Below are 13,554 nucleotides of genomic sequence, written 5' to 3'. Positions count from 1 at the left end.
TCTATCGTGGCGGGGGGGGAATGTCACGCGCAGGGGGGCGCCTGCGCGGGGCGGAATCGGGGTTTTTTCCCTTAATCCGGCAGGGTCAGGCTGCCGTCCGTGCCCAGCGGCCAGAACGGGTTCACCGCGATCTCCCAGACATGGCCGTCGGGGTCGGCGAAATAGCCGGAATAGCCGCCCCAGAACACCTTTTCCGGGGCTTTCAGCGGCGTGGCCCCGGCGGCGAGCGCCTCTTCCCACAGCCGGTCCACGGCCGCCTCCTCGGACAGGTTCTGCGCGAGGGTGACGGCGCCGGTGCCGAGGGCCGCATCCGGGCGGCCCTGGTCGGCCGCGAGCGCGTCGCGCCCGAAGAGCGCGAGGGCCATGCCGTTCATCTGGTAGAAGCGCACCCCCTCCTGGCTCTGCGCCGAGGGCCGCCAGCCGAGGGCGGCGTAGAAGGCCTCCGAGCGGGCGAGATCGGCGACGCCGAGGGTGATGAGCGTGATGCGGGGATCCATGTATGCAATATCGGCATTCGCGGGCCCCGGGGCAAGGTGCAAGGGCCCGCCCGGGCCCCTGAAATGCCGCCTCAGAGCGCTGCGGGGGCGAGACGGGAGGCGCCGGCCTCCTCCGTGACCGCGAAGGCCATGGCGCGGGGGCCGAGGGTGGAGAACAGCTCCGGCCCGGTGCCGGTCATCCAGGCCTGCGCGCCGAGGGCTGCGATCTCGTCATGCAGCGCCGCGCGGCGGTCGGCGTCGAGATGGGCGGCGACCTCGTCGAGCAGCAGGAGGGGCGGGCCCTCGTCGGCCGCGAGCGCCCGGGCGTTGGCCAGCACCAGCGAGACCAGCAGCGCCTTCTGCTCGCCGGTGGAGCAGAGCCGCGCCTCCACCCCCTTCTCGGCGTAAAGGGCGGTGAGGTCGGTGCGGTGCGGGCCGGTGAGCGAGCGGCCGGCGGCCATGTCGCGCGGCCGGCCGCGGGCCAGTGCCTCGCGCAGGGCGGGCTCGTCCTCCGGGCCCGGGTCCTCGGGGTCGGCCAGGGCGAGGGTGGCGCGGGGGAAGGCGGTCTCGGCCCCTTCCTGCGCGGCGGTGATCCGCTCCAGCGCCGCGGCGCGGCCGGCGATGATCTGCGCGCCGGCGCGGGCCATCTGCAGCTCCAGCGCCTCATACCAGCGGGCATCGCGCACCTGGTCCTTCAGCAGGCGGTTGCGCTCGCGCATCGCCTTCTCGTAGGCGAGCGTGGCCTCGGCATGGGCGGGCAGGAAGCTCATGGTGATGCGGTCGAGGAAGCGGCGGCGCTCGGAGGCGCCCTCGGTCCAGAGCCGGTCCATCGCGGGGGTGAGCCAGAGCACGCGCAGCAGCCGGGCGAGGGCCACCTGCGGCTGGGCCTTGCCGTCGATCTCCACCTCGCGGGTGCCGCCCTGCGACCAGGTGGCGAGCTCATGCGCGTCGCCCCCGTTGGCGAGCTCGGCGGTCACCTTCCAGCCCAGGCCCGCGGCGCGGCGGGCCATGTCCTCGGCCGGGGCGCGGCGCAGCCCGCGGCCGGGCGAGAGCATGGAGACGGCTTCGAGAATGTTGGTCTTGCCCGCGCCGTTCGGCCCGAACAGCGCCACCGGCCGGCCGTCGGTCTCGATCACGCTGCGCGGGTGCGAGCGGAACTGCGACAGCGTGAGGCGGGTGAGGGCGGTCATGGCGCGGGCCTTGTCTGCCGGGGCGGAAGGGCCGGGGCGGCGGGGCGACCGGAGGGGGGCGGAGCGGCCCGGGGCCCGGGCCGTTCGCTGATCGGAAAGGCGCGCCTCAGACGCGCATCGGCATCACCACGTAGACCGCGCTCTCGTCATCGCCCTCGCGCACGAGGGTGGGGTCGTTCATGGAGTTGAACATGAAGACGGCGTTCTCGCGGTCGATCTGGCTGGCGATTTCCTGCAGGTATTTCGCGTTGAACCCGATGTCGAGCGGCTCGTCGCCGTAGGCCACGGCGAGCTCCTCGGTGGCGGCACCGCTGTCGGGCGCGTTCACCGAGAGGGTGAGCCGGTCCTCGTCGAGCGAGAGCTTCACCGCGCGGGACTTCTCCGACGAGACGGTGGACACGCGGTCCACGGCGGAGGCGAACTCGGCCGCATCGACCTCGAGGCGCTTGGTGTTGCCCTGCGGGATCACGCGCGTGTAGTCCGGGAAGGAGCCGTCGATCACCTTCGAGGTGAGGCTCACCTCGGGCGTGGCGAAGCGGATCTTGGTCTCCGACACCGAGACGGCGATCTCCGCCTCGTCATCGTCGAGCAGCTTGCGCAGCTCGCCCACGGTCTTGCGCGGCACGATCACGCCGGGAGCGGCCTCGGCGCCGGCCGGCACCTCGGCGTCGATGCGCGCGAGGCGGTGGCCGTCGGTTGCGACACAGCGCAGGCGCCGGCCCTCCGGGCTCTCGGCCACATGCATGTAGACGCCGTTGAGGTAGTAGCGCGTCTCCTCGGTGGAGATGGCGAATTTCGCCTTGTCGAACAGCCGCCGCAGCACCGGGGCCGGGCAGGTGAACGAGCAGGAATATTCGGAGGAGGCCATCACCGGGAAGTCCTCCTTCGGCAGGGTGGCGAGCGAGAACTGGCTGCGCCCGGCGCGCACTTCCAGCCGGCCTGCGGTGCCGTCGTCCTGCAGCTCGACCATCGCGCCGTCGGGCAGCTTGCGCACGATCTCGTGCAGCGTGTGCGCCCCCACGGTGGTGGCGCCGGCGCGCTCGACCATGGCCGGCGTGCGGTCCAGCACCTCGATGTCGAGATCGGTGGCGCGGAAGGCGATCTCCGCCCCCTCGGCCTCGATCAGCACGTTGGAGAGGATCGGAATGGTCGTCCGCCGCTCGACAACACCCTGAGCCCGGCCCATTGCCTTCAACAGCGCGCTGCGTTCAATGCTGACCTTCATCTGCCTCTCGCCTTCCGGTAATCAGGTGGCCCGCCGGACGCCCGGCAGGGCTTGAGACACTATCCGAACCGCGAGCAGGGTCAATCGCTTATAGCGTGTGAATCGCGCCCGGCGCACCGTTCGGGGCCCCGCGCGGGGGCGGGCGCCGCGCGGGGCCGCGCGTTGCGTGCAATACGACCCCCGCGGGCGGTGTTTGAATGGGAGGGCGGGGCGCTCAGGCCTCGAGCATGCGGCGCAGCAGCTCGATGTCCTCGGCCAGGCCGCTGTCGGTCTGGCGCAGTTCCTCGATCTTGCGCAGGGCGTGGATCACGGTCGTGTGATCTCTCCCCCCGAAGCGCCGTCCGATCTCGGGCAGCGATTTCGAGGTGAGCGATTTCGCCAGGAACATGGCGATCTGCCGCGGCCGGGCCACGGAGCGCGCGCGCCGGGCCGAGAGCAGGTCGTTGATCTTGAGGTTGTAGTGGTCGGCCACCTTGCGGATGATCTCGTCGATGGTGACCTTGCGGTCCGAGGCGCGCAGCGTGTCGGCGAGGCATTCCTGCACCATGTCGAGGTCGATGCGCCGCCCCACCAGCCCCGCGAAGGCGAAGAGCCGGGTGAGCGCGCCCTCGAGGATGCGCACGTTCGAGGAGATGCGGTGGGCGAGGAACTCGATCACCCCGGAGGCCAGCTGCACGTCCGGCTGGGCGGCGAGATGGGTCTCGGCCTTGGACTGCAGGATGCCCAGGCGCAGCTCGTAATCGGTGGGGTGGAGGTCGACCACCAGGCCCCACTGCAGGCGCGAGCGGATGCGGTCTTCCAGCCCGTCGATCTCGCCGGGCGCGCGGTCGGCGGAGATCACCACCTGCTTGCGCTGCTCCACGAGGGCGTTGAACGTGTGGAAGAACTCCTCCTGGGTCGAGCCCTTGCCGGAGATGAACTGCACGTCATCCACCATCAGCACGTCGACGGAGCGGAAGATCTGCTTGAAGCCCAGCGTGTCCTTGAAGCGCAGGGACTGCACGAACTTGTACATGAAGTGCTCGGCCGAGAGGTAGAGCACCTTCTTGCCGGGGAACTGGCGCTGATATTCCAGCGCGATGGCGTGCATGAGGTGGGTCTTGCCGAGGCCCACGCCGCCGTAGAGGAACAGCGGGTTGAAGCTCACCGGGCCGCCCTCGGCCACGCGGCGCGCGGCGGCATGGGCGAGCTCGTTGGGCTTGCCGACCACGAAATTGTCGAAGTTGTAGCGCGGGTCGAGCGGCGAGCCGGGCAGCTCCGGCTCGGGCGCCGCGGCGGCCGCGGGGGCGCGGACCGGCTCCGGCGCCGGGGCAGGGTGGTTCGCGGCGGCCATCGACAGGCCGGAGGAGACCGGGGCGGAGACCTCGAGGCCCTGCACGGCCGCCGGCACCGCGGCCGGCCGGCCGTGACCGATGATGTCGAAGCTCAGCCGGTCGACCAGCACGCCCTCGGACTGCATCAGCGCCACGATGATGTCGCGGTAGTTCCGCTCCACCCAGTTGCCGAAGAAGGTGGTGGGAACGCCGAACTGCGCCACGCCGTTCTCGGCCGAGCGGAAGCGGAGGGGCGCGATCCAGGCCGTGAAGGCGTCCCGGCCGATCGCAGCCTCGAGCGGACCGCAGATCCTGCTCCAGACGGTTGCCTCCTGCTCGACCATTCTTGCTGTCCCCTGCACTTCGTCACCCCCGACCGAAGAAAAAACCACTGCCCGGGGCCAGGCCCCGGTCTGCCCGCTACGCTCTCGGGGGCGTCAACTCTGCCGCCAGGCGAGTCCTCGCGCCTTCCAACCGTTGAGGTGCGCGCGGTGGCCCTCCTGGTCGAGGTCGCCCTCGAAGCCCTCGCGCACGTTGATGCATTCGGTGGCCTCGCCGAGATGCGCCGCGGTGTGCATCGCGGCTTCCATCGACCTGGCGCCGGAGCGGCACAGGAAGAAGATCTTCGCCGGCGGCGTGCCGATCTGCTCCATCAGGGCGGGAACGAAGGCCTGGTTCACGTTCATGCCGGGAAACTGGCGCCACTCGGTGAGGATCACCTGCTTGCCGATGCGCGTGAGATCCGGCGTGCCGACGAAGCCCCACTCGGGCCGGGTCCGCACATCGACCAGCACGGCATCGGGCTCGTTCTCGAGCACCTGCCAGGCCTCTGCGGGATCCACTTCGCTTACCTTCGCCGCCGCCATCATAGTCTCCCGCACGTTCTGAATCGTCCTCCGGAAGTTACGAAATCGAGCGGCCGTTTGGCAACTGGATGTCGACCTCGGGGGAAAAAAAGCAGTTGGGTATCAAGCTCTTCGCGAAACGCAAAAGTTAAAGACAGATTAATACTCTACCAGCAAGCATTGAATACTTACCGGTGGTATATCTGTTCGGCTTTCGAGAGTTTTGAAGGGCTGTTTCCGATTCCCTGCGTAGGACAAACCTAGCCCAGATGGGGGGTCATCTCAACCGGACCGAACACGGAACATGTCAGTCCGATGGCAGGGAAATGACAAACGCTCCCGGCGAGGGGAGCGTTGGACATCGTCTCAGGCTGTTCCGGTCGGGATCAGGCGAGAGCCTTCACCCGGCTGGACAGGCGGGACACCTTGCGGCTGGCGGTGTTGGCGTGCAGCACGCCCTTGGTCACGCCGCGCATGATTTCCGGCTGCGCGGTGCGCAGGGCTTCCTGGGCCACCGCCTGGTCACCGCCGGCAATCGCTTCCTCGACCTTCCGGATGAAGGTGCGGATGCGGCTCTTGCGGGCCTTGTTGACGGCGGTCCGGCGCTCAATCTGGCGGGCGCGCTTTTTGGATGACGGCGAGTTGGCCATAAGTGATTCCGGTTCTCTAGGGTGTGAATTCTGTCGAGCGGCGTCTATACACAGGGGGGGCAGGCGGGTCAACCGGTTTCCGGCCGGAAATTCGCGCCCGCTCCGCCGCGCCCGGCTCAGCGGTCGCGGAACTGCGGCGCGCGCTTCTCGGAGAAGGCGGCCATGCCCTCGGCCTGGTCCTCGGTGGAGAACAGGCTGTGGAACACCCGGCGCTCGAAGAGCACGCCCTCGCGCAGCGAGGTCTCGTAGGAGCGGTTGACCGATTCCTTCACCGCCATGGTGGCGAGCAGGGATTTCTCGGCGATCTTGGCCGCGGTGGCCTTCGCGTCGTCCATCAGGTCCTTGGCGGGCACCACGCGGCTCACGAGGCCGGAGCGCTCGGCCTCGGCCGCGTCCATGAACCGGCCGGTGAGGTTCATCTCCATCGCCTTCGACTTGCCCACGAAGCGGGTGAGGCGCTGGGTGCCGCCCATGCCGCCCATCACGCCGAGGTTGATCTCCGGCTGGCCGAACTTGGCCGTGTCCGAGGCGATGATGAAGTCGCACATCATCGCCAGCTCGCAGCCGCCGCCGAGCGCGTAGCCCGAGACCGCGGCGATGATCGGCTTGCGGAAGCGCAGCAGCGCCTCGGTGGGGCCGGTGAAATAGTCGGCCTCGAACATGTCGGTGAAATTCTTCTCCGACATCTCCTTGATGTCCGCGCCGGCGGCGAAGGCCTTCTCGGAGCCGGTGATGATGACCACGCGCACCTTGTCGTTGCCCGAGAAGCTCGCCAGCACGTCGGCCAGCTCCTCCAGCAGCTGCATGTTGAGCGCGTTGAGCGCCTCGGGCCGGTTCAGGCGGATCAGCCCGATATGGTCGGCGACCTCCACGATCAGCGTTTCATAGGCCATCAGATCGGCTCCTTTGTGGATGTTCCGGGGCGCGTCCTTACCGGCTGGGAGGCTGGACGATCAAGCGCATGTTGTCGAGTGTGATCGAGGGGCGGCGCCGCTGTGGGAACATCGGGGGGGTGGTGTCTTCGGGGGGAATGTCCCGGGATATGTCTCGGTTGCTCCTGCCTAGACCTGGCATGCCGGGCAGAAGAAGCTCGACCGGCCCGATTGTACAATCCGGCTCACCGTTCCGTTGCAACCCGCAGTGCGGCAGGGCTGCCCCTCGCGGCCATAAACTGCGAAACTGTGCTGAAAATATCCCAGATCGCCATCGGCCTGGCGGTAGTCGCGCAGGCTGGAGCCGCCGGCGTCGATCGCCTCGAGCAGCACGGCGCGGATGGCGGCGACGAGTCGCTCCAGCCGGTCGGGCGCCACCGAGCCCGCGAGCCGCTCCGGCCCGATGCCGGCGCGCCACAGCGATTCGCACACGTAGATGTTGCCCAGGCCCGAGACCAGCCGCTGGTCGAGCAGGGCGGCCTTCATCGGCATGCGCCGGCCGGCGAGGCGGGCGGCGAGATATGGCGCGTCGAACGTGTTGCCCAGCGGCTCGGGCCCCAGCCCGGCGAGGAGCTTGTGCGCTTCCACCTCGGCCGTGGGGGCGAGGTCCATCGCGCCGAAGCGCCGGGCGTCGTTGAAGGTGATGCGCGCGCCCCCCTCCATGTCGAGCACCACGTGGTCGTGCTTCTCGGGCGCGGGGTGCTCATGGTGGAAGGCGCCGGGGGCCGCGCGTTCGGCCTTCGGGGCGGAGATCAGCATGCGGCCGGACATGCCGAGGTGGATGATCAGCGTCTCGCCGCCCGAGAGATCGGCGAGGATGTATTTCGAGCGCCGGCGCAGTGCGGTCACCACCTGTCCGGTGAGGCGCTCGGCCATGCGCGGCGGCAGGGGCCAGCGCAGGTCGGGCCGGCGGGCCTCGGCGGCGAGGATCCGGCGGCCCTCCATCACGGGTGCGAGGCCCCGGCGCACGGTTTCGACCTCGGGAAGTTCGGGCATGTCGGGGGCGTCCTGTCAGATCTCGCGGTCCGGCGCGCGGGTGCCGGAGGCTTCGGCGATGGCGATGGCATGGGCGGCGAGATGCCCGAAGCCGCGCAGCGCGGAGCCGATCCTCACCGTCTCTCCCGCGCGTGTGCGGGCGACGAGGGCGGCCTGGCGGGTCGGGGCGAGGGCACTTGCCGGGCGGCGTGTCTCGATGCGGATATCGCAAAGCGCGCTCCAGGGCCAGTGCTCGCGCCGCCCGCCGGGCGAGAGCCGGGTGAGCCCCTCCGCGTCGTAGCGCAGCCGCAGGCCGCGCCGGTGCCAGGCGAGCCCCGCCCCGAGCGCGCAGATGAGCGCGAGCCCGCCCAGCACCGCCGCCTCGCCCGCGCCGCGCCCGCCGAGCGCCCCTGCAGCGAAGCTCACGCCCGACAGCGCCAGCGCCGCCGCCACGGGCAGCAGGGCCGCCGAGGGCCGGGCCTCGAAGCCGCCGCCGGGCAGGGGGGCGGGGGCCGCATCCCGGTCCTTCGCGGCCTGCCAGAGCGCGAGCCCGGCCAGAAGGCCGATCGCCGCGAGCGCCGCTGCCAGAAGCGCCAGTGTCATCCCGCTCACGCACCTCCCCGTGCCGTTGTCGCTGCCCGCCCCGCGCCATCACGCCGCCGGGAGCACGGCCAAGCGGAATTGTGTCTCGCCGCCGAAGCCCTATAAGGAGTCCAGACGCGAAACGGGCAGAGGCCGAGCATGAACGAGCGCAGCGAAAACACCACCCATTTCGGTTTCCAGACCGTGCCGGAGGCCGAGAAGGCCGGCCGCGTGCACGGCGTGTTCACCTCCGTCGCCTCGAAATACGACGTGATGAACGACGCCATGTCGCTGGGCATCCACCGCATCTGGAAGGACGCGATGATGGACTGGCTGGCGCCCCGGCCCGACATGCGCCTGCTCGACGTGGCCGGCGGCACCGGTGATGTCGCCTTCCGCTTCCTCGACCGCAAGGGCGGCTCGGCGGTGATCTGCGACATGACCGCCGCCATGCTGGAGGAGGGCCGCCGCCGCGCCGAGGCCGCCGACCTCGCCGAGCGGCTCGACTGGGTGTGCGGCGACGCGATGGCGCTGCCCTTCCCCGATTCGAGCTTCGACGCCTACACCATCTCCTTCGGCATCCGGAACGTGACGCGCATTCCCGACGCGCTGAAGGAGGCCTACCGGGTGCTGCGCCCCGGCGGCCGCTTCCTGTGCCTCGAGTTCAGCCAGATCCCGGTCTCCGGCCTGCAGTGGCTCTATGACCGCTACTCGTTCAACGCCATCCCGGCGATGGGCAAGGCCATCACCGGCGACCGCGACAGCTACCAGTATCTCGTCGAATCGATCCGCCGCTTCCCCGACCAGGAGAGCTTCGCCGCGATGATCCGCGAGGCGGGCTTCGAACAGGTGCGCTACCGCAACCTCTCCATGGGCATCGCCGCGCTGCATTCGGGGTGGAAACTGTGACGGCAGTCTCCAGTCTCTGGCGGCTGATCCGGACCGGGGCCACCTTCGAGCGCACCGGCGCGATGCGCGAGGCGCTCGAGGCGGTGGATGCGCCGCCGGCGCTGCGCGTCGCCGCGCGGGTGCTCGGCCGCCCCTTCTCCTGGGCGGGCCTTAAGGGCGACGAGAGCCTGCCGCCGGTGGTGCGCGCGCTCTCCGCGCTGGGGCCGGCCTACATCAAGTTCGGCCAGGTGCTCTCCACGAGGCCCGACGTGGTGGGCCCGAAGATGGCGCATGACCTGCGCGTGCTGCAGGACAAGCTGCCCCCCTTCGGCGAGGAGGAGGCCCGAGCCGAGATCATCCGCGAGCTCGGCGCCCCGGCCGAGGAGCTGTTCTCCGAGTTCTCGCCCCCCATCGCCGCCGCCTCCATCGCCCAGGTGCATCGCGCCGTGCTGCGCGAGGATGGCCGGGCCGTGGCGGTGAAGATCCTGCGCCCGGGCATCGAGCGCGCCTTCCGCCGCGACGTGGACGCCTTCTTCTTCGCCGCGCGGATGATGGAGCTGATCTCGCCCTCCTCGCGCCGGCTGCGGCCCACGGCGGTGATCGAGCATTTCGCCTCCGTGGTGCGGGGCGAGCTGGACCTGCGCATGGAGGCCTCGGCCGCCGGCGAGTTCCGCGCCAACACCGCAGAGGACCCCTCCTTCCGGGTGCCCGAGGTGATCTGGCCGCTCTCCGCCCGCCGCGTGCTCACCACCGAATGGGTGAGCGGCACCAACATGGGCGACGTGGAGGCGCTGGTCGCAGAGGGCCAGGACATGAAGACCCTCGCCGCCTCCATCGTGCAGACCTTCCTGCACCACGCGCTGCGCGACGGCTTCTTTCACGCCGACATGCACCAGGGCAACCTGAAGGTGGGCCCGGGCGGCGAGATCATCGCGCTCGACTTCGGCATCATGGGCCGGATCGACGCTTACACCAGAAGGGTTTACGCCGAGATCCTCATGGGCTTCCTCAAGAAGGACTACCGCCGCGTGGCGGAGGTTCATTTCGAGGCGGGCTACGTGCCGGCCGACCGCGATGTCTCCGAGTTCGCCCAGGCCCTGCGCTCTATCGGCGAGCCGATCTTCGGCCAGGACGCCTCGCGCATCTCCATGGCGCGCCTGCTCGCGCATCTCTTCGACGTGACCGAGCGCTTCGGCATGGAGACCCAGACCCAGCTCATCCTCCTGCAGCGCACGATGGTGGTGGTCGAGGGCGTGGGCCGCTCGCTCGATCCCAACATGAACATGTGGGAGGTCGCCCGACCGGTGGTGGAGAACTACATCCGCGACAATCTCGGCCCCAAGGCCGTGCTGCGCGACCTCGCCGGCACCGCCCGCATCCTGTCGCGCTTCGGCCCGCTGCTGCCGCAGATGGCCGAGGAGATGCTCATCCGCACCAACCGCAACATGCGCCCCGTGGAGAGCAAGCCCCTCGTGCCCGGCTGGGCCTGGGCCGCCTGCGGCGTGGTGCTCGGCGCGCTCGCCGGGGCTGCGGCGGTCGCGGCGTTCTGAGGGCGCGCGCCCGCACCGTCCTGCCGCCGCCCGCCGTCTCGCGCGGCCGGTGACGTGCCCCCGTGCGTGAGCACGCGGCCGAGGAGGTGGGGCGCCTGCGCCCCGGCGAGGAGGCCGTTTTCGCCGCCCTCAGTCGCGCAGCTCGCCGCCGATGCGGGTCTCGCACCAGCGCACCATCTCGGTGACCGCGCGCGCCGGCCCGAGGTCGCGGTCGGCCTGCTCCCAGAGCTTTTCGCCGAGCGAGAGCATCGGCAGGTCGAGCCCCTGGTCGCGGCCCAGCCGGTTGGCGATGCGCACGTCCTTGAGCATCAGCTCCAGCTTGAACCCGTCCTCGAACTTGCGGTTCAGCACGTCCTGGTGCAGGCGCTCCGTGGTCCAGAAGCTCTGCCCGGTCGACACGTTCAGCACATCCGCCATCACCGAGGGCACGAGGCCGTAGGCCTTGCCGATCAGCATCGCCTCGGTGGTCGAGACCACGGCCATGGCGGTGATCACGTTGTTGATGGTCTTCATCGCGTGCCCGGCGCCGAGGGGGCCCACGTGGAAGGTCTGCTTGCCCATGAGGTCGAGCAGGGGGGCGATGCGGGCCATGTCTTCGGCGCCGCCGCCGCACATGAACACCAGCTCCGCCGCCTCCGCCCCCCAGCCCGCGCCCGAGACCGGGGCATCGACCATGCCCACCCCGCGCGCGCCGAGCAGCGCCGCGGTCTCCAGCGTCAACCACGGCTCGGCGGAGGAGCAGTCCACCAGCAGCGCGCCGGGAGACGTCGCCTCGGCGAGGCTCTCCTCCACCACCGCGCGCACCGCACCCCCGTGCGGCAGCATGGTGAAGACGATCTCCGCCCCGCGCGCCGCCTCCGCCGCACTCGCTGCCGCCGTGAGCCCGCGCGCCTCCGCGGCACCGGGCGCGAGGTCGAAGCCCCGCACCCGGTGGCCGGCGGCGGCCAGGTGCCCCGCCATCGCGCCGCCCATCACGCCCAGTCCGATGAAGCCGATTTCCATGTCTCTCTCCCTCCCCTGCGGTGCGCCCCCGGCCGGTCTGCGCCGGCCCCTGGGGGGCTATTTCATCGTCATCGGCAGGAACATCACGATGGCCGGGAACAGGATGAGCAGGATCAGCCGCACCACGTCGGTCATCACGAAGGGCAGCACGCCGCCGAAGATGCGCGGCAGGCTCACGTCCCTCGCTATCGTGTTGATCACGAAGACATTCATCCCCACCGGCGGGGTGATCAGCCCCAGCTCCACCGTCATCACGATGATGATGCCGAACCAGATCGGGTCGAAGCCGAGTTGGCTGATCACCGGAAACACGATCGGCACCAGCAGGATGATCATCGCCATCGCGTCGAGAATGCAGCCCATCACCAGGAAGAACACCAGGATGACCGCCAGCGTGCCGTAGGCGCCCATGTCGAGCCCGACGAGAAAGGCGGTGATCTTCTGCGGCGTCTGGGTGATGGCGAGGAAATAGCCGAACAGCATCGCCCCGATCAGGATGGTGTAGATCGCAACCGACGTGCGCAGCGCCTCGGTGCAGCTCGCGATGATCTCGCGCCGGCCCAGCCGGCCGCGCGCCACCCCGATCACCCCGGTGAGCAGGGCACCAACCGCCGCGGCCTCGGTGGGCGTGGCGATGCCGAGATAGATCACCCCGATGATGGAGACGAACAGCAGCCCCACCGCCCAGACCTTCCTGAGCGAGACGATGGCCTCGCGCAGATCGAACGTCTCGCCGCCCGGCAGCACCCGGCCGTAGGCGATGCGCACGGTGAGCATGTACATCAGCACCGCCAGCAGCCCCGGCACCACGCCGGCGATGAAGAGCTGGCCCACGTCCGTCTCGGTGATGTAGCCGTAGACCGCGAGCACCACCGAGGGCGGGATGAGGATGCCCAGCGTGCCCCCCGCCGCCACCACGCCGGTGGCGACATTGTCGGGGTAGCCGAAGCGGCGCATCTCGGGCAGGGCGATCTTGGTCATCGTCGCGGCCGTGGCCACCGAGGAGCCGCAGATCGCCGCGAAGCCCGCGCAGGCGGTGATGGTCGACAGCGCCAGCCCGCCGCGAAACGGCTTCAGCCAGGCATGGCCGGAGCGGAACAGCTCGCGCGACATGCCCGAGTTGGTCGCCAGCACGCCCATGAGGATGAAGAACGGGATCAGGCTGAGATTGTAGTCGGTTATCGTGCGGATCGGCGAGGAGGCAAGCTGCGCCAGCGCCGGCTTCCACCCCACGACGGAGGCAAAGCCCCCCACGCCCACCAGCCCCATCGCGATGCCGATGGGCACGCGCAGCGCCATGAGCGCGAACAGCGCCACGAAGCCGCCCACGGCGACGAGATCGGATTCACTCATAGGAAGCCCCTTCGGCGGCGTCGTCGATGCTCTCGTGCTCCTCGAGGCTGCCGTAGCCCATCGCCATCAGCACGATCTTGGCGGTGGTGGTGAGGATGGCGGCCGCCACCCCGGCCCAGATCAGCAGCATCACCGGCCAGACCGGCATGCGCAGGTCGGAGGTGCCCTCGCCGTTGACCATGGTGGTCTCCACCCGGCCGAACATCTTCCAGCACAGGAGCACGGTGAAGAGCAGCAGCACGCACCAGGCGAAGACATCCACCCAGCGCCGCGCCTTCGGAGACAGCATCAGCGCGAAGAGGTCCACCTTGATGTGCGAGCCGCGAAACCCCACCGAGGCGAAGCCCCATGTGATGGCGGCGCCGATGAGCAGGCGCGAGTAGTCGAAGGCGTCGGGGATCGGGGTGGCGAAGCCGTAGCGGCCGATGGCGGAGGCCACGATCACCACGGTGAGCGCGGCGAGCATCAGGCCGGCGAGCACCTCGATCATCCGCGAGAGCGTGTCGAGGAAGCGGGCGATTCTGGTCACGGTGACAGGTCCCGGGCAAGCAGCAGGAGGGGGCGCCGGGGCGG

Annotated in this window: 14 protein-coding genes; 2 read left to right on the top strand and 12 right to left on the bottom strand. The window is 70.0% G+C overall.

Translation table 11 applies throughout. The features are described from left to right. Positions 1–71 precede the first annotated feature (71 nt). From D3P35_RS16665 to D3P35_RS16625, 9 genes are all read right to left on the bottom strand, one after another. Complete coding sequence (locus tag D3P35_RS16665; RefSeq protein WP_118135877.1) at positions 72–497, bottom strand: VOC family protein; 426 nt, start codon at positions 495–497, stop codon at positions 72–74. 71 nt (positions 498–568) lie between these two features. Continuing rightward, positions 569–1,666: a DNA replication/repair protein RecF gene (gene recF, locus D3P35_RS16660; RefSeq protein ID WP_118135876.1), complete on the bottom strand. Its 1,098-nt coding sequence runs from the start codon at positions 1,664–1,666 to the stop codon at positions 569–571. A 106-nt stretch (positions 1,667–1,772) separates the two neighbouring features. Continuing rightward, positions 1,773–2,891, bottom strand: a complete 1,119-nt coding sequence (gene dnaN / locus D3P35_RS16655) for a DNA polymerase III subunit beta (RefSeq protein ID WP_118135875.1) — start codon at positions 2,889–2,891, stop codon at positions 1,773–1,775. A gap of 214 nt (positions 2,892–3,105) precedes the next feature. Beyond that, positions 3,106–4,548 (bottom strand): chromosomal replication initiator protein DnaA, encoded by a 1,443-nt coding sequence (dnaA, locus tag D3P35_RS16650; RefSeq protein WP_118135874.1) that lies wholly within the window; start codon positions 4,546–4,548, stop codon positions 3,106–3,108. 93 nt (positions 4,549–4,641) lie between these two features. Beyond that, a complete protein-coding gene (locus D3P35_RS16645; protein WP_232830526.1) occupies positions 4,642–5,046 on the bottom strand; it encodes a rhodanese-like domain-containing protein in 405 nt (134 codons plus the stop codon). 389 nt (positions 5,047–5,435) lie between these two features. Beyond that, positions 5,436–5,699, bottom strand: coding sequence for a 30S ribosomal protein S20 (rpsT, locus tag D3P35_RS16640; RefSeq protein WP_118135872.1), 264 nt, complete (start codon positions 5,697–5,699; stop codon positions 5,436–5,438). A gap of 116 nt (positions 5,700–5,815) precedes the next feature. Further along, complete coding sequence (locus D3P35_RS16635; protein WP_118135871.1) at positions 5,816–6,592, bottom strand: enoyl-CoA hydratase; 777 nt, start codon at positions 6,590–6,592, stop codon at positions 5,816–5,818. A gap of 168 nt (positions 6,593–6,760) precedes the next feature. Then, positions 6,761–7,627, bottom strand: a complete 867-nt coding sequence (gene mutM, locus D3P35_RS16630) for a bifunctional DNA-formamidopyrimidine glycosylase/DNA-(apurinic or apyrimidinic site) lyase (protein ID WP_118135870.1) — start codon at positions 7,625–7,627, stop codon at positions 6,761–6,763. Positions 7,628–7,642: 15 nt separating this feature from the next. Then, positions 7,643–8,209, bottom strand: a complete 567-nt coding sequence (locus D3P35_RS16625) for a PH domain-containing protein (RefSeq protein WP_118135869.1) — start codon at positions 8,207–8,209, stop codon at positions 7,643–7,645. Positions 8,210–8,347: 138 nt separating this feature from the next. Between D3P35_RS16625 and ubiE the strand changes: the two genes are divergently transcribed. Then, positions 8,348–9,097 (top strand): bifunctional demethylmenaquinone methyltransferase/2-methoxy-6-polyprenyl-1,4-benzoquinol methylase UbiE, encoded by a 750-nt coding sequence (ubiE, locus tag D3P35_RS16620; RefSeq protein WP_118135868.1) that lies wholly within the window; start codon positions 8,348–8,350, stop codon positions 9,095–9,097. Further along, positions 9,094–10,626: a 2-polyprenylphenol 6-hydroxylase gene (gene ubiB, locus D3P35_RS16615; RefSeq protein ID WP_118135867.1), complete on the top strand. Its 1,533-nt coding sequence runs from the start codon at positions 9,094–9,096 to the stop codon at positions 10,624–10,626. The genes ubiE and ubiB overlap by 4 nt, the downstream gene beginning before the upstream one ends. 129 nt (positions 10,627–10,755) lie before the next feature. On the opposite strand, the gene D3P35_RS16610 is transcribed toward ubiB, so the two are convergent. Genes D3P35_RS16610 through D3P35_RS16600 form a run of 3 tightly spaced genes read right to left on the bottom strand, consistent with a single transcriptional unit; the run spans position 10,756 to position 13,510 of the window. Further along, positions 10,756–11,628, bottom strand: a complete 873-nt coding sequence (locus D3P35_RS16610) for an NAD(P)-dependent oxidoreductase (protein ID WP_118135866.1) — start codon at positions 11,626–11,628, stop codon at positions 10,756–10,758. Positions 11,629–11,685: 57 nt separating this feature from the next. Beyond that, positions 11,686–12,981, bottom strand: a complete 1,296-nt coding sequence (locus D3P35_RS16605) for a TRAP transporter large permease (protein ID WP_118135865.1) — start codon at positions 12,979–12,981, stop codon at positions 11,686–11,688. Continuing rightward, the gene (locus D3P35_RS16600; RefSeq protein ID WP_232830525.1) at positions 12,974–13,510 is read right to left on the bottom strand and encodes a TRAP transporter small permease; all 537 of its coding nucleotides are present in this window, start codon (positions 13,508–13,510) and stop codon (positions 12,974–12,976) included. Before D3P35_RS16600 ends, D3P35_RS16605 begins: the two co-directional genes overlap by 8 nt. Between the last annotated feature and the right edge of the window lie 44 nt (positions 13,511–13,554).

This window comes from Oceanicella sp. SM1341 (genome assembly GCF_003448965.1).
GTDB lineage: Bacteria > Pseudomonadota > Alphaproteobacteria > Rhodobacterales > Rhodobacteraceae > Paroceanicella.
Note: the sequence above shows the minus strand (reverse complement) of the source record. Positions and strands in the feature narration are given on the sequence as shown.